This is a genomic window from Streptomyces sp. NBC_01335 (assembly GCF_035953295.1).
In the GTDB taxonomy this organism is placed as follows: Bacteria; Actinomycetota; Actinomycetes; order Streptomycetales; family Streptomycetaceae; genus Streptomyces.
Map to the genome: position 1 here is coordinate 3,402,611 of NZ_CP108370.1, position 26,009 is coordinate 3,428,619.

Below are 26,009 nucleotides of genomic sequence, written 5' to 3' on the forward strand. Positions count from 1 at the left end.
TACGTGGCGTACCGGATGCCGACCGGCTACACGTCGAGCTGGTCGGCGACCGCGCGGAGCAGGCCGGCGATCTTCGCGCCGGACGCCTTGTCGGGGTAGCGGCCCCGCTCCAGCAGCGGCGTGATGTTCTCCAGGACCGTCGTCAGGTCCTGGACGATCGACGCCAGCTCGTCCGGCTTGCGGCGCTGGGCCGCCGCGACGGACGGGGTCGGATCGAGGATCGTGACGGAAAGCGCCTGGTCACCGCGTTGCCCGGCGACCACACCGAACTCGACGCGCTGGCCGGGCTTGAGCCCGTCGACTCCGTCGGGCAGGACCGACGAGTGCACGAACACGTCCGCGCCGTCGTCACGGGAGAGGAAGCCGAAGCCCTTCTCGTTGTTGAACCACTTGACTTTGCCGGTGGGCACTTCGTCCTCGTCCTCGTCGCTCGTCGATGCGCGGGGAGCCGCGAAACGGCTCCGGATAGCAGGAGAGCGGGCCGCCAGGACCCGCCGATCTTCAGGCTAGTGGCCCCTGGGCCCGGGACAAGACGTCGCCGGGCCATTGTCTGTCAGCGGGAACTACCCTTGCCGGGTGAGCACTACTCCTTCAGGCGCGGGCGACCGACTGGTCCGGATCGGCGCCATCGTCTTCTTCGTCGGCGCACTGGCCACCCTGGTCACGGTGGCCCCACTGTTCCTCGGCACCGACCCCTTCCCGTCGATCGCGTACGCGGTCTGCATGCTCATGGGGGTCGGCTTCCTGATCGCCGCCGCGGGCGTCGTCCGCTCGGTGTGGGCGAACGCGCCGAAGCGGGCGGCGAGCCGCTCGTAAGCCCGCCCGCGCGAGGTCAGGTCGTTACGACGTGAGCGCGGCGCGCCCGGCCTCGTACCCCTGGAGCCAGTCCGGGAAGGCCGTGAGGTCGGCGAGGACCACGTTCGCGCCCGCCGCCCGCAGCTCGTCGGCGTCGCACGGGCCCGTCGTGACGCCGACCGACACCGCCCCGGCGACCTGCGCCCCGCGTACGTCGCCGATGTGGTCGCCGACGTAGACCTGCGCGCCCTCCGCCAGCAGCGCCGTGCCCTTCCCCTCCGCCCAGAGGTTGCCGATCACCAGGTCGGGGGTGAGGCCGAGGTGGGTGAGGTGGAGCTCGGCGTTCGGCTGGTGCTTCGCGGTGACGACGATCGCCCGGCCGCCCAGCGCCTGCACCGCCTCGATCGCGGCCCGTGCCCCGGCCAGCGCCGTGGTGGGGGCGATCGCGTGGCGCGGGTAGGCCTCCCGGTAGTGGTCGGCGGTGGCGGCCACCCGGTCCGCCGGGAACCAGTTCGCCAGCTCGTCCTCGACGGGCGGCCCCAGCCGGCTGACGACCAGGTCGGCGTCGATGGGCACCCCGGTCTCCGCCGAGAGGGCCACGTAGGCGGCCTTGATGCCGGGCCGGGAGTCGATGAGCGTCATGTCGAGGTCGAAGCCGACCGTCAGCGTGTGCGAAACCATGTGCGAAGCCATGCCGTCCATTGTGCCGACCCGCCGGGTCCTGATGACCGGGCGGGCCGCGTGGGGGGCGGTGAATGCGGTGCATCGCAAGGCGGAGGACCGCCCGGCGGGAACTGTCAGACACGGCCCAGTCAGCCCCGGGCCCGGCGCGCCCGCCACACCAGGTACACCGCCGAGGCCACCGCCGCCGTGCGGAGCACCACCGGCCACAGGCCCGTCAGCGCGTCGCCCATGGCGCCCTCGGCGATCGGCTCGCCCCAGCGCCCGCGGACCCGGCCCCAGACCCACACCACCGCGCCGCCCGCGACCACCCCGGGCAGCCCGAGGGCGGCCCACTTCGCCTCCGCCCGGGAGAGCGCCCGGGAGCTGTAGGCGAGGAGCCAGCCGCCCGCGAGGGCCAGCCAGGACCCGATCACCGCACCGGCCACCAGCAGCGCGGCGGCGATGAGCAGCAGCGGGTGGCCGAGCCGGCGCCCGGCCGGGGCGGCGGGCGCGGGCGCCGGGGCGCGCCGGCGCATCCGGGGCAGCGGCAGGCGCCGGCGGGCGGGCGCGACCGGGGCGTCCTCCGCCGCGCCGCCCACCGCCTCCTCGGGGTCACCGGGCCGGGGCGCCCGCTTCGTACCGCCGGGGCCGTCCGCCCCGTCCGGGTCGCCCTCCTCGTCCTCGCCGTCCTCGCGGGGGCGGGGCGGGGGCTTCAGCAGGGCGGGGATCTCCACCCCGCCGACGAACCCCGGGACCCGCACCCCGTCGCCGAACTCGCCGAACGGCCCCGGCTCGACCCGCCACCAGTCGCGCTCGCCCACGGTGTCGCCGAGCCGGTCCAGGCCGATCACGTGCGGGGCGGAGGGGTCGGGCCAGTAGCCGGAGTCCCCGGTCTCCGCCGCCCAGTCCACGCCGGACGGGCCCTCGCCCGGTCCGGACGGCCCGGTCGCCCCCGGCGCCGGGTGCGCCGCGTCCGGCCGGTGTGCGCCGTCCGTATCTCCTGGACCTCCCGCATCCGCCGTACCCCGTCCGCCGCCGCCCCGGATCTTCCGGAACGGCGACGCGCCACGCCGGGGCCCCGGTACCGGACCTGTCGGAGTGTCACCGGGCCCGTACGCCGTCTCCCGCGCGGAGGTCTCCGGACGCGGCGGCGGCAGCGGGGCGGAGGGCCGGGCGGGTTCCGTGCCGGGGGCCGACTCGGCGGCGGCCGCGACCAGTTCGCCGGGATCGCCGAGGCGCCCGATGATGCGCCGCACGGCGGCGGGCGAGTCCGTTCCGGTCCTCCCGCGCTGTTCCTCGATCTCGTCGCGCACCTGGCCGACGAGCCTCATCCGGGCCGCGGAGGACAGTTGTTGTCGCTGCGCCAGGTCCCCGACGCGGCTCAGAAACTCGTAGACGAGCTGGTCGCTCTCGATCCCCACGTGGCCCGTCCCCTCGGTTCCCTCCGGCTGACCTGCTCCGACCGTAGCGTTCCAGGGGCTACCGTGGGACGGATGGGGACGACCACACCACCGCGCACGCTCGCCGAAGCTCTGCGTGCCCGCGGCGACGAAGCGCTGGCCGGGCTGCTGCGCGCCCGTCCCGACCTGCTCACGCCGGTACCGGGCGACATCACCCAGCTCGCCACCCGGGCCGGCACCCGGGCCTCCGTGGTGCGCGCGCTGGAGCACCTCGACCGGTTCGCGCTGCAGACCGCCGAGGCCCTCGCGGTGGCCCCCGACCCGGCCCCGTACGAGACGCTGCTGCGGCTGCTGACCGGCGACGGCCAGGACGACGGCGCCCACCACGACGACGCCGGGGCCGCGATCACCGCCGCGCTGCCGGGCGCCCTGAACACCCTGCGCGAACAGGCCCTGGTCTGGGGCGAGGACGAGCGGCTGCACCTGGTGCGCACCGCGCGGGAGCTGCTCGCACCGTCCCCGCAGCACCCCTCCCCCACCGGGCTCGGGCCGACCGTCTCGGAGGCCACCGCCGGGATGTCGCCGGGCCGGCTCCAGGAGATCCTGACCGCCGCCGGGCTCCCCGCCACCTACGATCCGGTCTCCGCGGTGGCCGCGCTGACCGGCCTCTTCACCGACCGCACGCGCATGGCGGAACTCCTGGACTCCGCGCCCGTGGAGGCGCTGTCGGTGCTGGACCGGCTGGTGTGGGGGCCGCCGTACGGCGAGATCACGCCGAACCCGACCCCGCCGGTCCGCTGGCTGCGCGACCGGGGGCTGCTGCTCCCGGTGTCGGCGCGCACCGTCGTACTGCCCCGCGAGGCGGCCCTGCACCTGCGGGCCGGGCGCGCCCACCGCGTACCGGAACCGGTGCCCCCGGTCGTGGAGCCGGTCGCCGAACGTGATCCCCAGGCTGTGGACAGGGCGGCGGCCGGGCAGGCGTTCCTCGCGCTCTCCACCGTCGAGGACCTGCTGAAACTCTGGAACGGCGGCGGCCCCGCCGTGCTGCGTTCCGGCGGACTGAGCGTGCGCGAGCTGAAGCGGGTCGCGAGCGCGCTCGACACGACCGAGCCGGTCGCCGCGTTCTGGGTCGAACTCGCCTACGCCACCGGGCTGCTCGCCGCCGACGGCGAGACCGACGAACGGTACGGCGCCACGCCCGCCTACGACGACTGGCTCGAACTCCCCGCCGCCCAGCGGTGGACCCGCCTCGCCCTCGCCTGGCTGGCCGCCACCCGCACCGCCGGACTCGTCGGCGGCCAGGACGCCAAGGGCCGTGCCCTCTCCGCGCTCGGCCCCGAACTGGACCGCTCCGCCGCCCCCGACGTACGCCGCCGGGTGCTCGCCCTCTTCGCCGCACTGCCGCCCGGCACCGCGCCCGACCCCGCGACCCTGCTCACCCGGCTGCGCTGGGAGCGCCCGCTGCGCGGCGGCTCGCGCGGCGACATCCACCCCCGGCCGGAAGGGGGAGGCTCCGGTGCGTCCGGCGCCTCCGCCGACAGCGCCGACCTGCGGTCACGCATCGCGCTGTGGACGGTCAACGAGGCCGAACTCCTCGGCATCACCGGCCGCGGCGCGCTCTCCTCCCAGGCCCGCGCCCTGCTCCCGCGCGCCCCGGAGGACTCCGCCCGCGCCGCGGCGCTGCTCGCCCCGCTGCTGCCGGAACCGCTCGACCACGTACTCCTCCAGGCCGACCTGACGGCCGTCGCCCCCGGGCCGCTGGAACGCCCGCTCGCCGACGTCCTGCACGTCCTCGCGGACGTCGAGTCCAAGGGCGGCGCGACGGTCTACCGCTTCACCCCCGGCTCGGTGCGCCGGGCGCTGGACGCCGGGCAGAGCGCCTCCGACCTGCACGCCTTTCTCGGCGCGCACAGCCGCACCCCGGTACCGCAGCCGCTGACCTACCTCATCGACGACGTGGCCCGGCGCCACGGCCACCTCCGGATCGGCGCCGCGTCCTCGTACGTACGCTGCGACGACGAGTCCGTACTCAACGAGATCCTGGCCGACAAGCGCGCCGCCGTCCTGCGGCTGCGCCGGCTCGCCCCGACCGTCCTCGCCTCCCAGACCGATCCCGCGTCCCTCCTCGAAGGGCTGCGCGACCTCGGCTACGCCCCGGCCGCCGAGTCCGCCGAGGGCGACGTCCTGATCACCCGCGCCGGTGCCCGCCGCACCCCGCCGCGTACCGCCCCCGTCCCCGTACCCGAGGGCCCGCCGGTACCGGACGACACCCTGCTCGGCGCGGCGGTTCGGGCCGTCCGGGCCGGCGACACGGCTGCCACGGTCGTCCGCAAGGAGCCCGCCGCCGAGGTCGGCGCCCCGTCCGGCACGCTCCCCCGCACCACCCCGGCCGACACCCTCGCCACCGTCCAGGCCGCCGCCATGACGGGGTCCACGCTCTGGATCGGCTACGTCAACGCGGAGGGCGCCGCCAGCCAGCGCGTGATCGCCCCGGTGCGGGTGGAGGGCGGCTTCGTCACCGCGTACGACCACACCGCCGACGAGGTCCGCACGTATCCGCTGCACCGCATCACGGGGGTCGCGGAACTGGCGGAGGAGTAGGGCCTCGACCTGCCGTGGCGTTGCCGCATCGCGACGCGGTGAACGCCCGCCACTGTAATAGTGGCTGTCGTACAGTGGGTCCATGAAGCCGACCCGAGCCGGCACCACCGAGAACATCTCCGTGTCCATGCCCGCAGAGCTGATCAGTGAGTTGCGATCCCGGACAGGTCGCCGCGGCCTGTCCGGCTACATCACCGAGGCAGTCAGGCATCAGCTCGCCATGGACGGACTCGCGGACATCGTGGCCTCGCACGAAGAGGCGCACGGTGCGCTCACGGAGCAGGAGGTCGAGGACGCCCGGCGGGAGCTCTTCGGGGAGGAGAGCGCACGGACCTCCGGCATGGACGCCGCGTGAAGGAACAGCCGGCCCGGTCCGTGGTGCTGGACTCGCAGGCGCTCTCCCTTCTTCTCCGCAACGACCGCAGGATGGCGGCACGCATCGAAGCCTCCCGGCAGGCCGGGGTGCCCGTCATCGTGTCCGCGCCGACCGTCGTCGAAGCCGTCCAGGGCCAGACGGACATGGCCCGGCTGCACTGGCTCCTCTCCCGGCTTCGGGTGGAACCGGTCAGCCAGGAGGACTCCCTGACCGCGGTGGCACTGCTCCGGGACGCGGGCGGACTCCACGGCCACAAGTACGCCATCGACGCCCTCGTCGCGGCACTCGCGCTCCGCTCCCCCAGCCCCGCGATCGTGCTGACCTCCGACCGCGACGACTGGTCGAAGCTCTGCGGTGAGCGCGTCCTCATCAGAGACGTGTGACGGCCGGCACCGCGACCTCGGCACCCTTGAATCCACGTGGGTGACGAAGGCAGCGGAGGATCAGGGGCCCTCGCCTCGGGGTGGCCGGTTTCCTCACCGCCCTGTTCCCAGGGGGCCGCTTCCGGCGTTGACTCGCCCGGAAGGATGCCGGGTCCGCACCGGTCCCGGCGCCCGTGCGACCGCGCCGGGACGGCGGCGCGGGGCCGCAGGGACGCTCGGGAGGGACACCTGATGAGTTCTGCGAGTTCGAGTTCTGCGAGTTCCGCACAGTCGGCCGACACCATGACCCCGTTCGACGACACCTACGACCAGCCGGACCCGCGTGCGTTCTTCCGGGGGCTGGGGCCCTGGGGCTACCAGACGCCGCACCACGCCCAAAGCGTCTTCCGCCGCCTGCTCACCGCCCTCGCCCTCGGACCCGGCGGAGCCGATCCGTCCGCCACCACGGTGCTGGACCTCTGCTGCTCGTACGGCATCAACGCCGCCCTGCTCAACCACCACCTCACCCTGAGCGACCTCTACACCCACTACACCTCCGAGGAGGCCGCCGGGCTGACCACCGCCGGGCTCATCGAGCGGGACAAGGCGTTCTACGCCGCCCACCGGCGCCCCGACGCGGTCCGCGTCCTCGGCCTCGACGCCGCCCCCAACGCCATCGCGTACGCCCGCGCCGTGGGCCTGCTCGACGACGGCTTCGCCGAGAACCTGGAGACCGCGCCCCCGAGCCCGGCCCTGCTGCGCGCCGCGCGGGACGTGCGCCTGATCACCGTCACCGGCGGCGTCAGCTTCCTCTCCCCCCGCACCTTCGGACCGCTGCTCGGCGCGGCGGACGCCCCGGTGTGGGTGGCCGCGTTCGTGCTGCGTACCGGCAGCTACCGGCCGATCGCCGACTGCCTGGACGAGTACGGCCTGACCACGGAGAAGCACACCGCGCAGACCTACCCGCAACGCCGCTTCACCGGCGAGCAGGAGCAGCGGTACGCCGTCGCCGCCACCCTCGCCGCGGGCGAGGACCCGCTCGGCAAGGAGAGCGAGGGCTCCTTCCACACCGCGCTGTACGTCTCCCGCCCGACGGCGGAGGCGGAGGGCAGCCCGCTGGGGTCGTTGCTGCATCCGTGAGTGGCGTCGACCGGTTCGCGGAGCACGGCGAGGAGCTGTGGGAGCGGGGGACGGTCCGGGCCCCGGAATCCCGTACGTGAGCACCACAGGTCCCCGCCGCCCCCACCTGATCGCCCCACGCCCCGCACCTCACACCCGCCGCCACCCCCGCCGGGCGCGGGGATGCGGCACACTGGACGTTTGGCCGCATGGGCGGCCGTCCCCAGGAGAAAGGGCCGCAGCGCGTGACCGGACCCCTCATCGTCCAGAGCGACAAGACACTTCTGCTGGAAGTCGACCACGAGCTGGCGGACGCGTGCCGCAGGGTGATCGCGCCCTTCGCCGAGCTGGAGCGCGCACCCGAGCACATCCACACCTACCGCGTGACGCCGCTCGGGCTGTGGAACGCCCGGGCCGCAGGGCACGACGCCGAGCAGGTCGTCGACGCGCTGGTGGAGTACTCCCGCTACCCCGTGCCGCACGCACTGCTCGTCGACATCGCCGAGACGATGGCGCGGTACGGCCGTCTCACCCTGTCCAAGCACCCGGTGCACGGCCTCGTGCTGACCAGCACCGACCGGCCGGTCCTCGAAGAGGTGCTGCGGTCGAAGAAGATCTCCCCGCTGGTCGGGGCGCGGATCGACCCGGACACGGTCGCCGTGCACCCCTCGGAGCGCGGGCAGATCAAGCAGACGCTGCTGAAGCTCGGCTGGCCCGCCGAGGACCTCGCCGGGTACGTCGACGGCGAGGCGCACCCGATCGACCTGGCGCAGGACGGCTGGTCGCTGCGGCCGTACCAGAAGCAGGCGGTCGAGGGGTTCTGGCACGGTGGTTCCGGTGTCGTCGTGCTCCCCTGTGGTGCCGGAAAGACGCTGGTCGGAGCGGGTGCGATGGCGGAGGCGAAGGCCACCACGCTGATCCTGGTGACCAACACCGTCTCGGCCCGCCAGTGGAAGCACGAGCTGATCAAGCGCACCTCGCTGACCGAGGAGGAGATCGGCGAGTACAGCGGTACGCGCAAGGAGATCCGCCCGGTCACCATCGCGACGTACCAGGTGCTCACCACGCGCCGTAAGGGCGTCTACCCGCACCTGGAGCTCTTCGACTCCCGTGACTGGGGTCTGGTGATCTACGACGAGGTGCACCTGCTGCCCGCGCCGGTCTTCAAGTTCACCGCAGACCTCCAGGCCCGCCGCCGGCTCGGTCTGACCGCCACGCTGGTCCGTGAGGACGGGCGGGAGTCGGACGTGTTCTCGCTCATCGGCCCGAAGCGGTTCGACGCCCCGTGGAAGGAGATCGAGGCGCAGGGCTACATCGCGCCCGCCGACTGCGTGGAGGTACGGGTCAACCTCACCGACCACGAGCGGCTCGCGTACGCCACGGCCGAGCCCGAGGAGAAGTACCGCTTCTGTGCGACCACCGTGACCAAGCGGAAGGTCACGGAGGCGCTGGTCCGCAAGCACGCGGGCGAGCAGACCCTCGTCATCGGGCAGTACATCGACCAGCTCGACGAGCTGGGCGAGCACCTGAACGCGCCCGTCATCAAGGGCGAGACGCCGAACTCGCAGCGCGAGAAGCTCTTCGAGTCGTTCCGGCAGGGCGAGATCAACGTGCTGGTCGTGTCGAAGGTCGCGAACTTCTCGATCGACCTGCCGGAGGCCACCGTCGCCATCCAGGTGTCGGGGACGTTCGGCTCCCGCCAGGAGGAGGCGCAGCGGCTCGGCCGGGTGCTGCGGCCGAAGGCGGACGGACACGAGGCCCGCTTCTACTCGGTGGTCGCCCGCGACACCATCGACCAGGACTTCGCCGCGCACCGGCAGCGGTTCCTGGCCGAGCAGGGGTACGCGTACCGGATCGTCGACGCGGACGAGCTGCTGACGGAGAACACCGGGAACACGGAGAGCACCGAGAGCTGAGGTGTGGATCGCGGACGCCCGTGCCCTGGGGGTACGGGCGCCCGTGGCGTTCCTCAGGGCCGGGGGACGAAGAGCAGCATCACGCCCAGCGCGATCATGGCTGGTGGTGCGTAGGCAAGCCCGGCGGCGGCCCAGCGCGCTGCGGACCAGCGTGCCGTGGACCAGGAGCGGCGGACCGCCAGCAGCCAGCAGAGCGCGAGCGCGGCGGGGGTCAGGGTGAGGGTGAGCGAGTAGCCGAGGGTCACCACGTCCAGTGGGGCCCGCACGGCGGGGTCGCACCCCTCGCCGCAGCCGGTGCCGGCCAGCAGGGCGACCCAGAGCAGGCCGACGACCACGGGCGCCAGGTTCGGGAGCAGGGCCGTGGCGGCGGCGGGGACGGACCAGCGGCCACCGGGGAGGCGGCGCGGGACGCGTGCCACGGGACCGGGGCGATGACTGCGGTTCAGGCTGCGGCTGCGGCTCATTCGGCGACGGGAATGCATGGGCCCAGCCCATCGCGGAACCGGAGCCGATAACTCCGGGTCCGTACTCATCCCGGGCCCCGCCCCGTACTCACGGGGCTCCGTCCCGTACTCACCGGACGCGGTGGATGCCCGAGCCGACGGCGTACTCCCCGCGGACGGCGACGTCGACGGCGGTGGTGACGTACACGCGGACGGCGCGCAGGGCGTCGCCGAGGGGGTGGGACCGAGGATGACCGGTGGCCGCGGTCGCGCCGTGCGCGGGGCCGGTCCTGCGGGGGTTCAGGATCGCGGTGCTCATGTCTTCCAGGGTGCTCCTGCCACCCGCGTACGGGCCAGGAACCGTCTGCCCACGGGCAGGCACACTCCGCTCACGGGCCGGAAGCCGTCGCCCGACCCCGGAGTAATCCGGTTCGCCCGGGCCCCGGAGCGTGGATACACTCTCCGGTCTGCCCCGCCCTCCCGCACCGTGGTACCGGCTCTGCGCGCCGGCAGCCGGGGGAGTGCCGCCGACCGGACGGAAACCGGCCGACTGCCGTGCGCGTCACCGCGCGTGCGGCCGGTACGCGCGCCCTCGCGCGTATCCCCTCGTGATCACCCACCGGGACCCGGCCGTGCGCCCTTTCGCGCCGTGCGGCCGTCGCCCTGCGTCGAACTGCCGGAGGCCCTACCCGTGTCCGCGCCGCACACCGCAGAAAGTGACACCCCCACCGATCCACTGGCCCGCGAGCGAGGTCATCTCGCCGCGTCCCGGGCGGCCCTGCGCGTCATGCGCGAGGACGTCCAGGCCCTCGACATCCGCGACGTCACCGCCAACTGGGTGAACGCCGCCGTACTCCAGGCGCAGATCGACGAGCGCATCAAGGCGCTCGCCGACCTCTCGCACACCCCGCTCTTCTTCGGCCGTCTCGACTTCCGGCACCCGGTCGGCGGCGAGCTCGCCGAGGGCGCGGAGGGCGAGCGGTTCTACATCGGCCGCCGTCACGTCCACGACGCGCACGGCGACCCGATGGTCATCGACTGGCGTGCGCCGGTCTCGCAGTCGTTCTACCAGGCGTCCCGCCTCGACCCGCAGGACGTGGGGCTCCGCCGCCGCTTCGGTTACACCGGCGGCGAGCTGACCGCGTACGAGGACGAGGACCTCACGGCCCCCGCCGACACCGCCGCCTCCGGCACCACCAGCAAGCTGCTCCAGGCCGAGATCGAGCGGCCGCGCGTCGGTCCGATGCGGGACATCGTCGCGACGATCCAGCCCGAGCAGGACGAGATCGTCCGTAGCGAGCTGGGCGGCACGATCTGCGTGCAGGGAGGCCCCGGTACCGGAAAGACAGCGGTGGGCCTGCACCGTGTCGCGTACCTGCTGTACGCGCACCGGGACCGGCTGGCCCGTACCGGCACGCTCGTCATCGGGCCGAACCGGTCGTTCCTCCACTACATCGAGCAGGTGCTCCCCGCCCTCGGCGAGATGGAGGTGCAGCAGGCGACCGTGGAGGACCTGGTCACCAGGAACGTCGAGGTGCGCGGCACCGACGAGGCGTCCGCCGCGCTGGTGAAGGGCGACGCGCGAATGGCCGAGGTGCTGCGGCGGGCGATCCGCTCGCACGTCACCCCGCCCACCGAGGGGATCGTGGTGGTGCGCGGTTCGCGCCGCTGGCGGGTCCCTGCGTACGAGGTGGCGGAGCTCGTCGAGGAACTGCTCGCCCGCGACATGCGGTACGGCGCCGCCCACGAGGCGCTGCCGCAGCGCATCGCGCACCGGGTGCTGGTGCGGATGGAGGAGGCCGGGGAGGCGCCGGACGACCGGGTGCAGAACGCGGTGGCCCGTACGCCCGCCGTGAAGGCGGCGGTGAAGGCGGTCTGGCCCGCCGTCGATCCGGCGAAGCTGGTGCTGCGGCTGCTCTCCGACCCGGAGTTCCTGGCCGCGCACGCGGAGGGGCTGCTCACCGAGGACGAGCAGAAGGCGGTGGTGTGGACGAAGCCGGCCCGCAGCGTGAAGTCGGCGAAGTGGTCGACGGCGGACGCGGTGCTGATCGACGAGGCCCGCGATCTGGTGGAGCGCACGCACTCGCTCGGCCATGTGGTGCTCGACGAGGCGCAGGACCTCTCCCCGATGCAGTACCGGGCGGTGGGGCGGCGCTGTTCGACGGGTTCGGCGACCGTGCTGGGCGACCTCGCGCAGGGCACGACGCCCTGGTCGACGCGGAGCTGGGCGGACGCGCTCGGGCATCTGGGCAAGCGGGACGCGCACGTGGAGGAGCTGACGGCGGGCTTCCGTGTGCCGCGCGAGGTGATCGCGTACGCCTCCCGGCTGCTGCCCGCGATCGCGCCCGGGCTCGCGGCGGTCGAGTCGGTGCGTGAGTCGCCCGGTTCGCTGGCGGTACGCGCGGTGGGCGGTGCCGAGGAGCTGGTGGCGGCGGCGGTCGACGCGTGCGAGGAGGCGCTGGAGCAGGAGGGGTCGATCGGTCTGATCGCCGCCGACGCCCGCATCCCCGCGCTGGCCGAGGCGCTGGCGGCGGCCGGGCACACCGTGCTGTCGCCCGGTGAGGAGACGAGCGCCGCTTCGCGGCTGACGCTGGTCCCCGCCTCGCTCGCGAAGGGCCTGGAGTACGACTACGTGGTGCTGGACGAGCCGGCGGCCGTGGTCGACGGCGAGCCCGACGAGCGCACCGGGCTGCGCCGGCTGTACGTGGCGCTGACCCGTGCGGTGTCGGGCCTCACGGTCGTGCACGCGGCCCCGCTGCCCCAGGCGCTGGCCGACGCGGTGTGAGGTACGGGGAGAGTCCGGGCCCCGTACCTCTCCCCCGGGGCCAGGCCCCGGGGACACCGCCTACGCGTCGACGGCCTCGCGCCAGGCGCGTACCGCCGCCTCGTCCACCGGGCCGGTCCAGCCGTGCGGGCGGGCGGCGCCGCCGATGTGGAAGGCGTCGAGTCCGGCGGCCCGCAGGCTCGGCAGGTGTTCGAGGCGGAGGCCGCCGCCGACCAGGATCTGCGGCTCGTACCCGGGTTCGCGGGAGCGGGCGGCCTCGTCGACCAGGGTCGGTACGCCGTCGTCGACCCCGGTCGCGGCGCCCGCCGTCAGGTAGGTGTCGAGTCCGGGCAGGTCCGCGAGCTGCTTGCGCAGCGAGCCCCGGTCGGTGGCCCGGTCGATCGCGCGGTGGAACGTCCAGGGGCAGCCGTCGAGTTCGGCGACGAGCCGTTCGACGGTGACCAGGTCGGCGTGGCCGTCCCGGTCCAGGAATCCGAAGACGAACTGGTCGGCGCCCGCCTCCCGCAGCTCGCCCAGCCGCCCGAGGAGGCGGTCGATGTCACCGACGGCGAAGCCGTCCTCCTGCCGGAGCATCACGCGCAGCGGGATGTCGACGGCCGCCCGGATGGCGGCGAACGTCTCCCGGGGCGGGGTGAGGCCGTCGGCGGCCATGTCGGTGACCAGTTCGAGTCGGTCCGCCCCACCGGCCTGGGCCGCGACCGCGTCCTCGGCGTCGAGCGCGATCACCTCCAGGAGTGCGCGCTTGCTCATGTGTCCCCACTTCTCGGGATGACGCCCTCGGATCGGACCGGATCGGATGGGACCGACGTCAAGAGGTCTAGGCCAATATCCGGGCCAGCCTACGGTCGATCGCGCGGCGGCGCAGCCCTCCGGGGCCCTTGCGGGTGACCCTGACCTCGGAAAAGCTCCAGGTGGTGTCACATCGTCACGAACCGGAGCGGGGTCCCCGGGACGGCCTGGGCCGCCGCCGCGAGGGCGTGGGCCGGGACGACGCCGACGACCGGGTAGCCGCCGGTCGTCGGGTGGTCGTGCAGGAACACCACCGGGCGGCCGTCCGGAGGGACCTGGACCGCGCCGAGCACCATGCCCTCGCTGGGGAGTTCGCCGTCGACGGCCCGTTCCAGCGCGGGGCCCTCGGTGCGCAGCCCGATGCGGTTGCTCGCGGCGGAGACGCGGTACGCGGCCGTGGTCAGGGTCCGCAGGGCGTCCTCGGTGAACCAGGCGTGCCGGGGCCCCGGGCGGACCGGCAGCACCAGCCCGCGGGGCGCGGCGGGGGCAGCCGTCCAGGGCGCGGCGGCCGGGAGCGCCGGGGCGGTGGCGGGCGGTTCGCCGAGCGGCAGGGTGTCCCCGTCGCGGAGCGGGGGCGGGCCGAGCCCGGAGAGCAGGTCGGCGGAGCGGCTGCCCAGCACCGTCTCCGGCTCCAGGCCGCCCGCGAACGCCAGGTAACTCCGCAGGCCGCTGAGGGCGGGGCCCGCCTCCAGCACCGCGCCCGCCCGCACCCGGACGGGGGCGCCCCAGGCCGCCGGGCGGCCGTCGACCGTCACCCGGCAGACGGCGCCGCCGACCACCGCGACCACGGTCCGGTCGGGGCGGACCGCGCAGCCGGTGGCGGTGGTCTCCAGCACGGCGGCGGTGGGGTCATTGCCCACCAGCCGGTTGGCGAGCCGGTGCGCGGGCGCGTCCAGCGCCCCGGCCCTGGGGACGCCGAGGTGCGCCCAGCCGGTGCGCCCGGCGTCCTGGACGGTGGTCAGCGCGCCGGCGCGCACCACCCGCAGCAGCCCGCTCACGCCCGCTCGCCCCCGCTCCCGGGTTCCGCCTCGGGTGCCACCGGTACGAACCGCACCCGCGCCCCCGGGACCAGCAGGGCCGCCGGGTCGCGGGCCGGGTCCCAGAGCCGGGCCGGGTCCGGCATCCGGCCGATCAGCTGCCAGCCGCCGGGCGAGACACGCGGGTAGACACCGGTGTACGGCCCGGCCAGCGCGAGCGCCCCCGCCGGAACCCGGGTGCGCGGGGTCGCGCGCCGGGGTACGTGCAGGCGCTCGGGCAGCCCGGTGAGGTACCCGAATCCGGGGGCGAACCCGCAGAACGCGACACGGAAGGCCGTACCGGAGTGCACGGCACCGACCTCCCCGGGCGGTACGCCCCAGAGCGCGGCGACCTCGTCGAGGTCCGGGCCGTCGTAGACCACCGGGATCTCCACGGCGGGACCGTCCGCGCGGCGCAGCGGCTCCACGGTCCACCCGGCCAGCTCCCGCGCGAACCGGTCGAGCCCGGCGCCACCACCGATGCGTCCGGCGCCACCACCCGTACGTCCGGCGGCCCTGATCCCGTCGAGCAGGACGGTGCGCGCGCCGGGCACGATCTCGCGGACCGGTGGCAGCTCGCCCCGGTCGCGGCGGCGCAGCACCTCGGCGTGGAACGCCTCGGCGGCCTCCCCGGAGTCCAGCTCGACCAGGAGCCCGTCCCGCCCGGCCGGCAGCACCCGCGCGGAGGCGGCGCCCCCCGGCTCCGTACCGCCCGCGCTCACGCTCCCCGTACCGCTCACTCCCCCCGTACCGCTCACGCTCCCCGTACCGCTCACGCTCCCCGTACCGCTCACGCGAACGCCCTTACGGCGACGTCCGCTTCCTCCAGCGCGGCCCGCACCCGTCGGGCGAGCGCCGCCGCGCCGGGGGTGTCGCCGTGCAGGCAGAGGGAGCGGGCGGCGACCGGGACGGTGCTGCCGTCGGCGGCGGCGACCGTGCGGTCCACCGTCATCCGGACCGCACGGCGTACGACCTCGTCGGGGTCCTCCACGACCGCGCCCGCCTCACCGCGCGGCACCAGGGTGCCCTGCGGGGTGTACGCGCGGTCCGCGAACGCCTCCTCCACGGCGGGCAGTCGGGCCTCGCGGGCGTGGGCGAGCAGCCGGGAGCCGGGCAGGCCGAGGACGGGGAGGTCCCCACCGGCCAGCAGCACCCCCTCGATCACGGCACGCGCCTGGGCGTCGTCGTGGACCGCGCGGTTGTAGAGCGCGCCGTGCGGTTTGACGTACGCGACGCGGGAGCCGGCCGCCTCGGCGAAGACCCGCAACGCGCCGATCTGGTAGGCGATTTCGGCGGTCAGCTCGGCCGCCGGGACATCCATCGAGCGGCGTCCGAAGCCCGCCAGGTCCCGGTAGGACACCTGCGCCCCGATCGTCACGCCCCGGGCCGCCGCACCCTCGCAGACGCGGCGCATCACCGCCGGATCGCCCGCGTGGAAGCCGCAGGCGACGTTGGCGCTGGTGACGCAGGAGAGCAGTGCGTCGTCGTCGGTGAGCGTCCAGCGGCCGAAGCCTTCGCCGAGATCGGCGTTGAGGTCCATGGTGGTGGTCACGGGTGCACGCTAGCGCGCCACCGCCCCGGCGCCGAGAGGTCTCGGGGCCGGGGCGGTCGGGTCGAACAGGTCGAGCGGCCGAGCGAGGCGAGCGGTCGAGCGGTCGAGCGGTCGAGCGGGTCGGACTACAGGCCGTCGGTGAAGAGGAGGTGGTTGGGGGTGCCCTGACCGACGCCCGTCAGGACGTCCCGGGTGGACACCTCGTCGAGCCAGGCGGCGACTTCGGCGGAGTCGGCGCCGGGGTTGGCCTGCTTGTAGAGGGCGGCGAGGCCGGTGGCGTGCGGGGCCGCCATCGAGGTGCCGTTCATGGAGACCGAGCCGCCGCCGAGCCGGGCCGAGACGATGTCCTGGCCGGGGGCGTAGAGGCTGACGCACGCGCCCCAGTTGGAGAAGGAGGTCTGCTGGTCGTCGCGGTTGGAGGCCGCGACGGTCAGGGCCCCGTCGGCGGAGGCGGGCGAGACGTCGCAGGCGTCCTTGGCGTCGTTGCCCGCCGCGAGGACGGGGAGGACACCCGAGGCGGAGAGCGCGGTCGTGGCGCGGTTGACCGTCTGGGACTTGCCGCCGCCCAGGGAGCCGTTGAGGACGGCGGGCTGCACGGCGTTCCGGGCGACCCAGTCGAGGCCCGCGATCAGCCCGGAGCTGGAGCCCTGCCCGTTGCAGTTCAGGACGCGGACGCTGACCAGACTCGCCTCGGGGGCGACGCCGTACGTGCTGCCCCCGACGGTGCCCGCGACGTGCGTGCCGTGGCCGAAGCAGTCCGCGCCACGACGGCCGTCGCCCACGGCGTCGAAGCCGAAGGAGGCCCGGGTCCCGCCGGCCCCACCGAACTCGGTGTGCTGGTAGTCGATGCCGGAGTCGAGGATGTAGGCGGTCACCCCGGCGCCGTCGCCGCCGGTGGTGAAGTCGCCGTCGAGCGGCAGGTTCCGCTGGTCGATGCGGTCCAGGCCCCAGGTGGAGGCCGGTGCGAGGCGGCCGGAGGCGGCCCTCGACGTGGAGGCCGTCCTCAGGGCGGGGGCGGTCTCCGACGCGGGGACGGCTTCCGACGCGGGGGCGGAACTCATCGCGTCCTCCTCCACCGACGTCACGCCGGGGGTGTTGCGGAGGGTCGTCAGCTGGGCCGGGGTGAGCGGGACGGCGAAGCCGTTGAGCGCCTTGCTGTACGTGAAGGTCGGCGCCAGGCCCAGCTTCTGCGCGGTCCCCGCCGCGTCCACGAGCGGGTCGAGGGTGACGATGTACCGGCCGGGGATCGGGACCCCGGCACGGATCAGCGGCGCGGGCTGCGGGTTCGGCGGCGTGGGCGCGGAAGCCGCACTGGTGGCGAGCGGGCCCGCGAGGGCGAGGGCGAATGCGGACGCGAGTACGAGCGCGTGGCGAGTGTGCACGGGCCGAGACGATCATGCGAAAAGTCCCCGGCCTACGACCCGTCCCGGAGGTTCGCCGCACACCGGAAGCACTTCCGGAATGCGCTCCCCCGTTCGGACCTGGGGCCGTAAGCCTCGGGGAACAGCCTCAGGTCGTGTGTCGAATGTGGCGCCCTCCGGGCGGACGGCGCCACATTCGACACACGGCCTAGAGTTCCCGCATGTCCGACGAGACCGCGCACACTCACGACCTCCGCATCCGCTGGCAGGAGGCCCTCGTGGCCGCCCGGGGCGGCGCGGCCGGCCCCGACCCGCTCCCGTACGCCGAGAACCTGATGGAGCGGTGGGCCGAGCCGCAGCGGAAGTACCACACCACCACCCATCTGACGGCGGTCCTGAACGGGATCGACGTCCTCGCCGCGCACGCCGGGGAGCCGGAACTCGTCCGGCTGGCCGCCTGGTTCCACGACGCGGTCTACCGGCCCGACCGTTCCGAGAACGAGGAACGCAGCGCCGCCCTCGCCGAGCGGGCGCTGCCCGAAGCGGGGGTCCCGGCCGGGGCGACCGCCGAGGTGGCGCGGCTGGTCCGGCTCACCGTGACGCACGACCCGGCGGAGGGCGACCGCAACGGCGAGGTGCTGTGCGACGCCGACCTGGCGATCCTGGCGTCGGGCCCCAAGGCGTACGCGCACTACACCGCGGAGGTCCGCGCGGAGTACGGCTTCGTGCCGGACGACCTCTTCCGGGAGGGCCGGGCCGGGGTGCTGCGGCAACTGCTCGGGCTGCCGAGGCTGTTCCGTACGCCGTACGGGGCCGAACACTGGGAGGCGCGGGCGCGGCAGAACCTGACGACGGAGCTGGAACTGCTGGAGGCCACCCTGCCGTGACGGGGCGCGCCCGCCGACGACCGCGCCCCGTACGGACGTTCCGTACGGGGCGCGGTCACGAGCGGGTGGGACGTCAGCGGGTCACTCGGCGACCGCCGGTACGGCGACGGATTCGGTCTCCGCCTTCTTCGCGTCGGCGCCGGTGAAGCCGCGCAGCGGCACCTGGCGGATGAACAGGGCGATGACGATGCCGGCGGCCGCGGCGCCCGCGCCCCAGGCGAAGGCGGTGTCGACGCCGTCGCTGACCGCCTGGGCGAAGGCGTGCTGGACGGCTTCGGGCAGGGCGCGCAGCGCCTGGGGGGTCATGCCGGAGACCGACGAACCGGCGTCGGCGGCTCCGGCGGCCGAACCGGCGGCCGAGGTGAAGGAGTCGGTGAGCGTGCTGGCGTACAGGGTGCCGAGCAGGGAGACGCCGAGCGAACCACCCATGTTGCGCAGGAAGGTGGCCGCGCCGGTGGCGGCGCCGATGTCGCGCAGCGGGGCGCTGTTCTGCGCGATGAGCATGGTGGTCTGCATCAGGCAGCCCATGCCGAGGCCGAGCACCACCATGAAGAGCCCGGTGGTGAAGCGGGTGGTGTCGGGTCCCATGGTGGCGAAGAGGGCGAGGCCCGCCGCCATCAGGGCGGTGCCCGCGATGGGCAGGATGCGGTAGCGGCCGGTCTTGCTGATGTAGGTACCGCCCGCGAGGGAGAGCACCATCGCGGCGAGCATCATCGGCATGAGCAGCAGGCCGCTGTTGGTGGCGGAGGAGCCCTGGACGTACTGCTGGAACTGCGGCAGCAGGGTGATCCCGCCGAACATGGCGAAGCCGACGATGAAGCTGAGCGCACCGGCGAGGGAGAAGTTGCGGTCGGCGAAGACCGACAGCGGCATGATCGGCTCTTCGGCCCGGCGCTCGACGAAGACGAACGCGGCGAAGACGAGCACGGTGACCACGGCGAGGCCGAGGATCATGGCCGAGTCCCAGTCGTACTCGCTGCCGCCCCAGCTGGTGATCAGGACCAGGGTGGTGATCCAGACGCTGAGCAGCGCGGCGCCGGTCCAGTCGATACGGACGCGGGCGGCGGTCTTGCGCGGGAGCTTGGCGAGGACGAACCAGCAGACGAACAGCGCGACGACGCCGAGCGGCAGGTTGACGTAGAAGGCCCAGCGCCAGTTGAGGTTGTCGGTGATGAAGCCACCGGCGAGCGGGCCGCCGATCATGGCGACGGGCATGACCGCCATCATCACGCCCTGGTACTTGCTGCGGTCGCGGGGCGGCACGATCTCGGCCAGCACCGCCATCACGCCGACCATGAGCCCACCGGCGCCGAGGCCCTGGAGGGCGCGGAAGCCGATCAGTTCGCCCATGTTCTGGGAGAGGCCGCAGAGCGCGGAGCCGATGAGGAAGATCGCGATGGAGGTGATGAAGGTGATGCGCCGCCCGAGCAGGTCGCCGAGCTTGCCCCAGATCGGGGTGGCGACGGTGGAGGCGAGGATGTAGCCGGTGGTCACCCACGCGAGGTGCTTGAGGCCGCCGAGGTCCCCGACGATCGTGGGCAGCGCGGGCGCCACGATCATGTTGTCGAGCATCGCGAGCAGCATCGCGATGACCAGGCCGCTCATCGTGACCATGATCTCGCGATGGGTGAAGCGTGGCGGTTCCGGGGCTGCCCCGGCTGCGGCCGGGGCGGGGGAGGTCTGCGTCACGACGCAATGCCTTTCGGTCAGGAAGGGGGGTCGCTCGACGGACCCGAACTCTGGCGGCAGGGACCCTGTCCGGGGACGACAGCAGTGTCATCGGCTCGGCGGCAGGGCAGGCTGATCCCGGAATCCACTTACCGGGCGGTCAGTAGATTACTTGCCGTACGGTAAGTTGGCAAAGGGGGGCAGGGGGACCACGATCGACGCAGGCGCTCCCGTGCGGAGACGCTCGGGGCGAAAGGAACGCACAGCCATGACAGCCGCAGGACGCCGACGGGGCATCGACACGCGGGCCGAGATCCGCAAGGTGGCCCTGGAACTCTTCACCGAGCAGGGGTACGACGCGACCTCGCTGCGGGAGATCGCCGAACGGCTGGGCATCACGAAGGCAGCCCTCTACTACCACTTCAAGAGCAAGGAGGACATCGTCCTCTCGCTCTTCACCACCTACCTGGAGGCGGTCGACGCCCTGGTGGAGTGGGCCAGGGAACAGCCCCCCGGCCCGGATCTCGCCACCCGGATCGTGGACCGGATGGTCGACGTCTTCATCGCCGAGGGCATGCCCGCCATCCAGTTCGCCACCGCCAACCACCGGGTGATCCACGAACTGCGCCCCGACAAGGGCGGCGCCCTCGAAAAGTTCGCCGAGCTGAGCGAGGTCATGGGCGGCCCCGACGCCACGGTGGAGGAGAAGCTGCGGCTGCGGTCCGCCCTGCTCAGCGTCAACCTCGCCCTGCTCGCCTCGCGGGGACTCGATGTCTCCGACGACGAGATCGCCCGGGTGGCCCGCGACATCGCCCACCGGCTCGTCCCGTCGCCGGGTGCGGCGGAGTCGGCTTAAGCAACTCCCGCCCGCCTGCGCCGGGCAGGTGAACCCTGTCGCGCCGGTGGGTGGTGGGTGCGACCGCCGCGGGTCCGCGTCCCGTGTCCGGGCTAGGGAACACGGTCCGTGCACCCGACCGAGGGACTCCCCCCGCCATGTTCAAGACCGCGCTGCGGATCGCTTCCGCCGCCACCTTCGCCGCCACCTCGCTCGCGTTCGCCTCCACGGCGAGCGCCGACACCGACCCGTTCCCGGGCACCCCGGAACAGATCCGCGACACCGGTCCCTGCGGACCGACCGGCGGCTACCGGGCGTCCGACTGGGAGCGGACGACCACCAACCACACGCTGCGGCCCCAGGTGGACACGGCCGCGATCAGCGAGGGCTGGTACTGGCGCCACGACGACAACACGCTGTGGCGCGGGGACACCCGGCCGGACCCCCGGACTATCTTCCGCAGCGGCTTCACCCCGCTGGGGACGGAGGTGACGCCGCTGGCGAAGTGGATCATCGGAGGCGGCGGCCAGAACTCCGCGCACGTGAGCACCAGCTGCGACCGGTGGGTCGCCCAGGGCTTCGCCACCGGGAACAACAACGACGGCTGGGTGTACGCGATCCAGGCGCCGGGCGGGATCGACGTCAACGCCACCGCGCGGATGACGGGCATCCAGTCGCAGTACCTGTGGAACAAGGAGATCGACTTCATCGGCGGGATCCAGGGCAGGTTCATCGAGGGGGCGTGCCAGTACCACTGGGCCGGCAAGAACCCGCAGAACAACGTCGACATCTACGAGAACCTGGGCTGTATCACCAACCCGGACTTCCGTCCCGCCGGCCGCACCAGGGAGCTCCCGGCGGACGCCGACGCGGCGGCTCCGGCGACCTCCACCTCGACGGCCCCGGCACCCTCCACGGTCCCGGCCCCGTCGACCGCCACCTCGCCGGTCCCGGCGGGTGCCGTCTCACTGACCCCCACCGGCGCCCTCGCGCTGAGCGCGCGGTAGCGGGGGCGAGCCTCGCGCGGGCCCCCGGCGGCAACGGTTTCACGCCCCGGGGGCCCTGTCATGCCGTCCCGGACTCCGCCCGCTGATCCGACGCGCAGGGTCAGACACGGCCCAGCGGCCGGCGCCGGGGTGCACCGGACCGCCCTCGGCGCTCTCCGCGTCCGCGGCGGGGACCCCGGTCCGGAGCGCGCTCAGGTACGCGCCGAACCCGTGCGGGGCGCGGGGTGTGAGCCGGCCGGAGGTCTCGACGGCGCAGGCGTTCGTCCGCAGCACCCGGGCGCCCCGGTCGTCGAGTGCGGCGCCGAGTTCGTCGGCGCGGAGCCGGGCGAGTACGTCCGGCGGCACGCGGCGGCTGCCCGGGTGGGAGGCCTCCCCGTCGGTGACGGTGACGACGTGGACCTCCGCGCCCGCGGCGGTGAGCCGGGCCAGGGTGCCACCGACGCCCAGCACCTCGTCGTCGGGGTGGGCGGCGACCACGACCACGGGCCCGTCGATCCGGGGAGCGTCCGCCAGCGCCCGCCAGCCGTCCCAGCGCGCCCACTCCGCCTCGGGCGTGCCCTCCGCCCGGAGCGCGGCGGCGGCCCGCTCGCGCCCGGTCGGCCCCGTCACCGGGCCGGGCGGTGTCGCGGGCACGGGCGTCGGCCGTGTCGTGGGCCCCGGGCCGGTTCCGGTGCTGCTCATCGCGGGGTGCTCTCGGGCGGAGCCACCAGGGAGGCACCCAGGGCCGCGAGGTCGCGGTCCCCGTGGTGCTGGCGGAGGTAGACGGTGAGGTCGGCGACGCGGCGGGCGTGCCGGGCGTCGTGGCAGAGCGGTCCGGCCCCGAGCGCCCGGCCGACGTGGTCCAGCACCAGGGTGCTGACCCGCTCCACGGCCGCACGGGCGCGCATGGCCCGCAGCGCGGCGTCGCCGCCGCGGTCCGCCGGGTCGGCGTCGATCTCGGCGGCGGCGATCCGCAGCACGCACTCCGCTCCGTGGAGGGCGACGTCCACCGCTCCCAGGTGGGCGGCGGCGATCAGGTCGGGGGCGCGGCGGGCGGCGGAGGCGAACAGGGTGTCGGCCACCCCGCGTGCTCCGCCCAGCCAGCAGGCGGCGACTCCGATGCCGCCGTGGGCGAAACCGGGGCGGCCGACATAGGCGTCGACGCCGCCCACCGGTACCGCGGGCACCCCGGTGAACCGCACGTCCGGGGTGTCGCTGCCCGCCATGCCGACCGCCTGCCAGGTGCCGGGCACCGGGGCGTACCCGGGTACGGCGGTGGCCAGGGCGAACAGCCGCCGCCCCTCCTCGGTGTCGGCGGTGACCAGGGCGTGCGTACAGCTGTGCGCTCCGGAGCAGTACGGCTTCACTCCGTCCAGCTGCCAGAGGCCGTCCGTCCCGGGCCGTGCCGTCAGCCGGGCACCGGGGGGCTGGGCGGCCCAGACGCCCCAGCGCTCACCGGGGGCTGGGGCGGAGGCGCCCAGCTCGGCGAGGATGGCCACCGCGTCGGCATGGCCTTCGGCGAGCCGGGCGAGCGCCAGGTCCTCGCGGCCCAGCCCGTGCAGGGTCTGGAACCTCTCCCAGGTGCGGCCGGACCCGGGCAGCGGCACGTCCGCCGCGCTGTCGCGGACCCAGGCCGCGAACCGGTCGGCCGCGGCGCGGCGCAACGCGACCCCGTCCGGGGTCACGGGCATCTCGGACACGGGCTCCTGATCCGTGGTGACGGTCGTGCGCACACGTACTCCTTCGGTCGTGGACCTGCACGTCTCCCTCCATGCCAGCACCTGCGCGTGGACCGCGCCCGGCGAGCATGCGCGTGGCCCGGCCGGATCGGCCGGGCCACGGTCGCGACACACCTGAGGGGAAGGGGGTGTGCGGAGGGCACTCACTGCGGGGCACCGGGGCACTCGGCGCTCCGGGGGTCGGGACACTCAGTGCTTGAAGGTGTCCTTCGTCTTCTCCTTGGCCTGACGGGCGTCGCCCTTGGCCTGCTCGGCGCGCCCGGCGGCGGTGAGGCGTTCATTGCCCACGGTCCGGCCGGCGGCCTCCTTGGCCTTGCCCTTGGTCTGCTCCACCTTGGCCTGGGCCTTCTCATCTGCAGCCATGATCACTCCCACCTTGCTGTGCTCGACTTCAGGAACACTGGTCCGTGTGACCGCCGTGCGCCGTCTCAAACCCCGACTCAAGACGCGTCTCGTACCTCATGGGCACATCGCGGCACACTCCCAGCGTCCGGCGTGAACGCCGCGATAACAAATGGGGATCATTCACCGCGACCGGGAATGTGCGCGCTTCCGGGCCCGTTGGCCACAGTCATGCCTGAAACCGACACCGGTCGACTCCGTATGCCCTTGGCCGTATACATCCTGGGCCTCTCGGTCTTCGCCCTCGGGACCAGCGAGTTCATGCTCTCCGGTCTGCTCCCCCCGATCGCCGACGACATGGACGTATCGATTCCGCAGGCCGGAATGCTCATATCCGCCTTCGCGATCGGCATGGTCGTGGGCGCCCCGCTGCTCGCCGTGGCCACGCTGCGGCTGCCGCGCCGCACCACGCTCATCGCGCTGATCTCCGTCTTCGGGCTCAGTCAGGTCGCGGGGGCGCTGGCACCGACGTACGAGATCCTCTTCGTCTCCCGGGTGGTCGCGGCGCTCGCCTGTGCCGGGTTCTGGGCGGTGGGCGCGGCCGTCGCCATCGCGATGGTGCCGCAGAACGCCCGCGCCCGGGCGATGGCGGTGATGATCGGCGGTCTGTCGATCGCCAACGTGCTGGGCGTGCCGCTCGGCGCGTTCCTCGGCGAGAGCCTGGGCTGGCGGTCGGCGTTCTGGGCGGTGGGCGCCGCCTCCGCCGTGGCGCTGGTCGGGGTCGTCACGAAGATCCCCCGCATCCCGGTGCCGGAGCAGCGCCCGCAGCTGCGGCAGGAGCTCTCCATCTACCGCGACCGCCAGGTGTGGCTGGCGATCGTGATCACCGCACTGGCGGCGGGCGGCGTGTTCTGCGCGTTCAGCTACCTCGCCCCGCTGCTCACCGATGTCGCCGGGCTCGACTCGGGGTGGGTGCCGTGGGTGCTGGCGCTCTTCGGGGCCGGCGCGCTGGTCGGTACGACGATCGGCGGGCGGGTCGCGGACGCGCACCTCTTCGGCGTGCTGCTCAGCGGCATCGCGGCCTCCACGGTCTTCCTGGTGGCGCTGGCGCTCTTCGCGTCGAGCCCGGTCGCGGTGGTCCTCCTCGCCTTCCTGCTGGGCTTCTCGGCGTTCTACACGGCGCCCGCGCTCAACGCCCGGATGTTCAACGTGGCCGGTGCGGCACCGACGCTCGCCGGAGCGACGACGACCTCCGCGTTCAACCTGGGCAACACCGCCGGCCCGTGGCTCGGCGGCGCGGTGATCGACGCCGACTTCGGCTACTCCTCCCCCGCGTGGGCGGGCGCCGCGATGCTGGTCGTCGGCCTGGCGGCGGTGACCCTCGCGCTCCGGGTCCAGCGCGGCGTCACGTCCCGGTCCCGGCTGGTCGCGGGAGCGGGCCCCGTGGACGCGGCGGCCGTGGACGCGGCGGTCGTACGTCCCCGGGCCACGCCGGCGGACGAGCGGGTGGAGACGCCCAGCGCCTGACGCGTACCGCCCGAGCCCGCACGCGAACGCCCCCGGAGTCCCTGTTCACCAGGTACTCCGGGGGCGTTCGCGCGTTCAGCGCGAAGCCGTACGCCCCGGTGCGGGGCGGCCCTTCGGGCGGCGCAGTCCGGCCTCGGTCAGCCGGCGGACCAGTTCCTTGGAACCGATCTCCCGCGCCCCGGCGCGTACCGCGTCCGGGTAGCTCGACTGCGGGACGTCGTAGTGGTCGCGCTCGAACGCGCGCGGCGGGCAGCCGATCGCGGCGGCGAAGGCGTGCAGTTCGTCGAAGGACTCGTCGCTGACCAGGTGCGACCAGAGGCGGCCGTGGCCCGGCCAGGTCGGGGGGTCTATGTAGACGGTCACCGCCGCAGCACTCCGGCGAGCGCCCCGACCGGGGCCACCGACACGGTCGCGCGGGTGCAGACCCAGTGCGGGTCGGCGCCGAGCTCGGGTTCGACGTCGAGCGCGTGCGGGCCGCCCTCGTCGCAGACGGGGCAGAGCGGCCACCGCCCGTACCGTTCGAGCAGGGCGTCCTGGACGTCCTGGGCGACGAGTCCGACGAGGAATTCGAGGCCGTCCGGCCACTGCTCCACCCACCACCGCCGCTGGGTCACCGCGTCCTCCACGAGGGACACGATGTCGGCGTCCGCGACGTCGCCCGCCGCCAGGTCGGCCACGACGAGGGCTCGGGCGGTGTGCAGTGCCTGCTCCAGGGGGTTCAGCTCCATGGCTCCATTGTCACCCCGCGCGCCGGGCCACTCCCCCGGCGCCCGCACGCCCGGCCGCGACTCCGCGCGCGGGCCGGGAGGACGGCGCGGAGGACCGTCGGGACAGCCGTCGGATCGCG

27 protein-coding genes are annotated in these 26,009 nt (G+C 74.3%); 11 read left to right on the plus strand and 16 right to left on the minus strand.

From position 1 onward, the window contains the following. Positions 1-26: 26 nt before the first annotated feature. Entirely contained in the window at positions 27-410 is a 384-nt protein-coding gene (locus OG599_RS14630; RefSeq protein WP_323180395.1) for a cold-shock protein, read from the minus strand. Between the two features lie 166 nt (positions 411-576). Between OG599_RS14630 and OG599_RS14635 the strand changes: the two genes are divergently transcribed. After that, positions 577-816: a hypothetical protein gene (locus tag OG599_RS14635; RefSeq protein WP_327176416.1), complete on the plus strand. Its 240-nt coding sequence runs from the start codon at positions 577-579 to the stop codon at positions 814-816. A gap of 24 nt (positions 817-840) precedes the next feature. On the opposite strand, the gene OG599_RS14640 is transcribed toward OG599_RS14635, so the two are convergent. Beyond that, positions 841-1,497: an HAD family hydrolase gene (locus OG599_RS14640; protein WP_442809431.1), complete on the minus strand. Its 657-nt coding sequence runs from the start codon at positions 1,495-1,497 to the stop codon at positions 841-843. Positions 1,498-1,607: 110 nt separating this feature from the next. Continuing rightward, on the minus strand, positions 1,608-2,879 hold the full coding sequence (locus tag OG599_RS14645) for a hypothetical protein (RefSeq protein ID WP_327176418.1): 1,272 nt from the start codon (positions 2,877-2,879) through the stop codon (positions 1,608-1,610). Between the two features lie 72 nt (positions 2,880-2,951). On the opposite strand from OG599_RS14645, the gene OG599_RS14650 reads away from it, so the two are divergent. The 5 genes from OG599_RS14650 to OG599_RS14670 all read left to right on the plus strand — a co-directional run bounded on the left by OG599_RS14650 (position 2,952) and on the right by OG599_RS14670 (position 9,232). After that, positions 2,952-5,459, plus strand: coding sequence for a helicase C-terminal domain-containing protein (locus OG599_RS14650; RefSeq protein WP_327176419.1), 2,508 nt, complete (start codon positions 2,952-2,954; stop codon positions 5,457-5,459). An 82-nt stretch (positions 5,460-5,541) separates the two neighbouring features. After that, positions 5,542-5,814 (plus strand): hypothetical protein, encoded by a 273-nt coding sequence (locus OG599_RS14655; protein ID WP_327176420.1) that lies wholly within the window; start codon positions 5,542-5,544, stop codon positions 5,812-5,814. Then, positions 5,811-6,218, plus strand: coding sequence for a type II toxin-antitoxin system VapC family toxin (locus tag OG599_RS14660; protein WP_327176421.1), 408 nt, complete (start codon positions 5,811-5,813; stop codon positions 6,216-6,218). The genes OG599_RS14655 and OG599_RS14660 overlap by 4 nt, the downstream gene beginning before the upstream one ends. 231 nt (positions 6,219-6,449) lie before the next feature. Further along, positions 6,450-7,337, plus strand: coding sequence for a hypothetical protein (locus OG599_RS14665; RefSeq protein WP_327176422.1), 888 nt, complete (start codon positions 6,450-6,452; stop codon positions 7,335-7,337). 224 nt (positions 7,338-7,561) lie between these two features. Further along, positions 7,562-9,232: a DNA repair helicase XPB gene (locus OG599_RS14670; protein ID WP_327176423.1), complete on the plus strand. Its 1,671-nt coding sequence runs from the start codon at positions 7,562-7,564 to the stop codon at positions 9,230-9,232. A 53-nt stretch (positions 9,233-9,285) separates the two neighbouring features. Here the strand turns inward: OG599_RS14670 and OG599_RS14675 are convergent, their stop codons facing one another. Further along, the gene (locus OG599_RS14675) at positions 9,286-9,696 is read right to left on the minus strand and encodes a hypothetical protein (protein ID WP_327176424.1); all 411 of its coding nucleotides are present in this window, start codon (positions 9,694-9,696) and stop codon (positions 9,286-9,288) included. 109 nt (positions 9,697-9,805) lie between these two features. Next, positions 9,806-9,994 (minus strand): hypothetical protein, encoded by a 189-nt coding sequence (locus OG599_RS14680; RefSeq protein ID WP_327176425.1) that lies wholly within the window; start codon positions 9,992-9,994, stop codon positions 9,806-9,808. Positions 9,995-10,366: 372 nt separating this feature from the next. On the opposite strand from OG599_RS14680, the gene OG599_RS14685 reads away from it, so the two are divergent. Then, the gene (locus OG599_RS14685) at positions 10,367-12,460 is read left to right on the plus strand and encodes a HelD family protein (RefSeq protein ID WP_327176426.1); all 2,094 of its coding nucleotides are present in this window, start codon (positions 10,367-10,369) and stop codon (positions 12,458-12,460) included. A gap of 60 nt (positions 12,461-12,520) precedes the next feature. Here the strand turns inward: OG599_RS14685 and OG599_RS14690 are convergent, their stop codons facing one another. The 5 genes from OG599_RS14690 to OG599_RS14710 form a co-directional block, all read right to left on the minus strand. Further along, on the minus strand, positions 12,521-13,210 hold the full coding sequence (locus OG599_RS14690) for a copper homeostasis protein CutC (RefSeq protein WP_327176427.1): 690 nt from the start codon (positions 13,208-13,210) through the stop codon (positions 12,521-12,523). Between the two features lie 167 nt (positions 13,211-13,377). Continuing rightward, complete coding sequence (locus OG599_RS14695; RefSeq protein ID WP_327176428.1) at positions 13,378-14,247, minus strand: biotin-dependent carboxyltransferase family protein; 870 nt, start codon at positions 14,245-14,247, stop codon at positions 13,378-13,380. Next, positions 14,244-14,987: a 5-oxoprolinase subunit B family protein gene (locus tag OG599_RS14700; RefSeq protein WP_442809676.1), complete on the minus strand. Its 744-nt coding sequence runs from the start codon at positions 14,985-14,987 to the stop codon at positions 14,244-14,246. The genes OG599_RS14695 and OG599_RS14700 overlap by 4 nt, the downstream gene beginning before the upstream one ends. Positions 14,988-15,055: 68 nt before the next feature. Then, positions 15,056-15,805 (minus strand): LamB/YcsF family protein, encoded by a 750-nt coding sequence (locus OG599_RS14705; RefSeq protein WP_327180040.1) that lies wholly within the window; start codon positions 15,803-15,805, stop codon positions 15,056-15,058. 137 nt (positions 15,806-15,942) lie between these two features. After that, positions 15,943-17,199 carry a S8 family peptidase gene (locus tag OG599_RS14710; RefSeq protein WP_327176429.1) on the minus strand — a complete coding sequence of 419 codons (1,257 nt, stop codon included), beginning with the start codon at positions 17,197-17,199 and terminating at the stop codon, positions 15,943-15,945. A 200-nt stretch (positions 17,200-17,399) separates the two neighbouring features. On the opposite strand from OG599_RS14710, the gene OG599_RS14715 reads away from it, so the two are divergent. Then, entirely contained in the window at positions 17,400-18,065 is a 666-nt protein-coding gene (locus OG599_RS14715) for an HD domain-containing protein (protein ID WP_327176431.1), read from the plus strand. An 81-nt stretch (positions 18,066-18,146) separates the two neighbouring features. Here OG599_RS14715 and OG599_RS14720 read toward each other — a convergent pair whose 3' ends face one another. Further along, complete coding sequence (locus OG599_RS14720) at positions 18,147-19,754, minus strand: MDR family MFS transporter (RefSeq protein WP_327176432.1); 1,608 nt, start codon at positions 19,752-19,754, stop codon at positions 18,147-18,149. 247 nt (positions 19,755-20,001) lie between these two features. Between OG599_RS14720 and OG599_RS14725 the strand changes: the two genes are divergently transcribed. Then, positions 20,002-20,589 (plus strand): TetR/AcrR family transcriptional regulator, encoded by a 588-nt coding sequence (locus OG599_RS14725; protein WP_327176433.1) that lies wholly within the window; start codon positions 20,002-20,004, stop codon positions 20,587-20,589. Positions 20,590-20,726: 137 nt separating this feature from the next. Further along, positions 20,727-21,575, plus strand: a complete 849-nt coding sequence (locus tag OG599_RS14730; RefSeq protein WP_327176434.1) for a scabin-related ADP-ribosyltransferase — start codon at positions 20,727-20,729, stop codon at positions 21,573-21,575. Between the two features lie 39 nt (positions 21,576-21,614). On the opposite strand, the gene OG599_RS14735 is transcribed toward OG599_RS14730, so the two are convergent. The 3 genes from OG599_RS14735 to OG599_RS14745 all read right to left on the minus strand — a co-directional run bounded on the left by OG599_RS14735 (position 21,615) and on the right by OG599_RS14745 (position 23,656). Next, a complete protein-coding gene (locus OG599_RS14735) occupies positions 21,615-22,256 on the minus strand; it encodes a PIG-L deacetylase family protein (RefSeq protein ID WP_327176435.1) in 642 nt (213 codons plus the stop codon). Next, entirely contained in the window at positions 22,253-23,245 is a 993-nt protein-coding gene (locus OG599_RS14740; RefSeq protein ID WP_327180041.1) for an acyl-CoA dehydrogenase, read from the minus strand. The genes OG599_RS14735 and OG599_RS14740 overlap by 4 nt, the downstream gene beginning before the upstream one ends. 237 nt (positions 23,246-23,482) lie before the next feature. Further along, on the minus strand, positions 23,483-23,656 hold the full coding sequence (locus OG599_RS14745) for a CsbD family protein (RefSeq protein ID WP_327176436.1): 174 nt from the start codon (positions 23,654-23,656) through the stop codon (positions 23,483-23,485). A 240-nt stretch (positions 23,657-23,896) separates the two neighbouring features. Here OG599_RS14745 and OG599_RS14750 point away from each other — a divergent pair, with 240 nt between their 5' ends. Beyond that, positions 23,897-25,162, plus strand: coding sequence for a Cmx/CmrA family chloramphenicol efflux MFS transporter (locus tag OG599_RS14750; RefSeq protein ID WP_327176437.1), 1,266 nt, complete (start codon positions 23,897-23,899; stop codon positions 25,160-25,162). Positions 25,163-25,237: 75 nt separating this feature from the next. Here the strand turns inward: OG599_RS14750 and OG599_RS14755 are convergent, their stop codons facing one another. Together OG599_RS14755 and OG599_RS14760 are read right to left on the minus strand one after the other, a co-directional pair. Next, the gene (locus OG599_RS14755) at positions 25,238-25,525 is read right to left on the minus strand and encodes a DUF4031 domain-containing protein (RefSeq protein WP_327176438.1); all 288 of its coding nucleotides are present in this window, start codon (positions 25,523-25,525) and stop codon (positions 25,238-25,240) included. Further along, positions 25,522-25,890 (minus strand): hypothetical protein, encoded by a 369-nt coding sequence (locus tag OG599_RS14760; RefSeq protein ID WP_327176439.1) that lies wholly within the window; start codon positions 25,888-25,890, stop codon positions 25,522-25,524. The genes OG599_RS14755 and OG599_RS14760 overlap by 4 nt, the downstream gene beginning before the upstream one ends. Between the last annotated feature and the right edge of the window lie 119 nt (positions 25,891-26,009).

Excerpts from the sequence above, each read along its gene's own strand:
- OG599_RS14640 (WP_442809431.1), bottom strand. The coding sequence starts at position 1,497 with ATGGACGGCATGGCTTCGCACATGGTTTCGCACACGCTGACGGTCGGC.
- OG599_RS14650 (WP_327176419.1), top strand. The coding sequence starts at position 2,952 with ATGGGGACGACCACACCACCGCGCACGCTCGCCGAAGCTCTGCGTGCC.
- OG599_RS14655 (WP_327176420.1), top strand. The coding sequence starts at position 5,542 with ATGAAGCCGACCCGAGCCGGCACCACCGAGAACATCTCCGTGTCCATG.
- OG599_RS14665 (WP_327176422.1), top strand. The coding sequence starts at position 6,450 with ATGAGTTCTGCGAGTTCGAGTTCTGCGAGTTCCGCACAGTCGGCCGAC.
- OG599_RS14675 (WP_327176424.1), bottom strand. The coding sequence starts at position 9,696 with ATGAGCCGCAGCCGCAGCCTGAACCGCAGTCATCGCCCCGGTCCCGTG.
- OG599_RS14680 (WP_327176425.1), bottom strand. The coding sequence starts at position 9,994 with ATGAGCACCGCGATCCTGAACCCCCGCAGGACCGGCCCCGCGCACGGC.
- OG599_RS14690 (WP_327176427.1), bottom strand. The coding sequence starts at position 13,210 with ATGAGCAAGCGCGCACTCCTGGAGGTGATCGCGCTCGACGCCGAGGAC.
- OG599_RS14705 (WP_327180040.1), bottom strand. The coding sequence starts at position 15,805 with ATGGACCTCAACGCCGATCTCGGCGAAGGCTTCGGCCGCTGGACGCTC.
- OG599_RS14715 (WP_327176431.1), top strand. The coding sequence starts at position 17,400 with ATGTCCGACGAGACCGCGCACACTCACGACCTCCGCATCCGCTGGCAG.
- OG599_RS14725 (WP_327176433.1), top strand. The coding sequence starts at position 20,002 with ATGACAGCCGCAGGACGCCGACGGGGCATCGACACGCGGGCCGAGATC.
- OG599_RS14730 (WP_327176434.1), top strand. The coding sequence starts at position 20,727 with ATGTTCAAGACCGCGCTGCGGATCGCTTCCGCCGCCACCTTCGCCGCC.
- OG599_RS14735 (WP_327176435.1), bottom strand. The coding sequence starts at position 22,256 with ATGAGCAGCACCGGAACCGGCCCGGGGCCCACGACACGGCCGACGCCC.
- OG599_RS14740 (WP_327180041.1), bottom strand. The coding sequence starts at position 23,245 with ATGCCCGTGACCCCGGACGGGGTCGCGTTGCGCCGCGCCGCGGCCGAC.
- OG599_RS14745 (WP_327176436.1), bottom strand. The coding sequence starts at position 23,656 with ATGGCTGCAGATGAGAAGGCCCAGGCCAAGGTGGAGCAGACCAAGGGC.
- OG599_RS14750 (WP_327176437.1), top strand. The coding sequence starts at position 23,897 with ATGCCCTTGGCCGTATACATCCTGGGCCTCTCGGTCTTCGCCCTCGGG.
- OG599_RS14760 (WP_327176439.1), bottom strand. The coding sequence starts at position 25,890 with ATGGAGCTGAACCCCCTGGAGCAGGCACTGCACACCGCCCGAGCCCTC.